Here is a 519-nt window from a genome sequence, read left to right as displayed (position 1 = left end):
CAAGGGCTGGCTGCAGCGTCTGCTGCGACGCTGATGGTCTTGGGGCCCGATCAGCCCACCACCAGCCGCGCCGCGCCCGCCGGCTCGATCCGGCCCACCACGCCAGCCCGGTCAAACCCGTGTCGCTGGAAGATCGCCAGCACGCTCTCCAGCGCCTCGGGCGCGCACGACACCAGCAGGCCGCCGCTGGTCTGGGGGTCGGACAAAAGGGCCTGGTCCTGCGGCGCAAAGCCGTCGGGCAGCGCCACCTCGGCGCCGTAGGCCGCCCAGTTGCGGCCGGAGGCGCCGGTGACCATGCCTTGCCCGGCCAGCTCACGCACGCCGTCCAGAAGGGGCACATTGGCCCAGTCGATGTGCACCGTGCAGTTCGCGCCGCGGGCGATCTCCAGCGCGTGGCCGGCCAGGCCGAAGCCGGTGACATCCGTCAGCGCGTGCACGCCGGCGAGCGCGGCCAGGTCCGGGCCGGGGGTGTTGAGCTTCGTCGTGCTGGCCATCATCTGCGCATAGCCTTGCGGGCCC

At 73.0% G+C, this 519-nt stretch carries 1 protein-coding gene; it reads right to left on the bottom strand.

Annotated elements, in window-relative coordinates:
* Positions 1-50 precede the first annotated feature (50 nt).
* On the bottom strand, positions 51-519 hold a 469-nt coding region (gene selD, locus ACMUOY_RS20985; protein WP_413894627.1), incomplete at its 5' end, for a selenide, water dikinase SelD.

The organism is Candidatus Skiveiella danica, from assembly GCF_022705245.1.
Lineage (GTDB): Bacteria > Pseudomonadota > Gammaproteobacteria > Burkholderiales > Burkholderiaceae_C > Skiveiella > Skiveiella danica.
The sequence above is the reverse complement of the archived record's forward strand: the minus strand, read 5'-3'. Positions and strand labels throughout refer to the sequence as shown.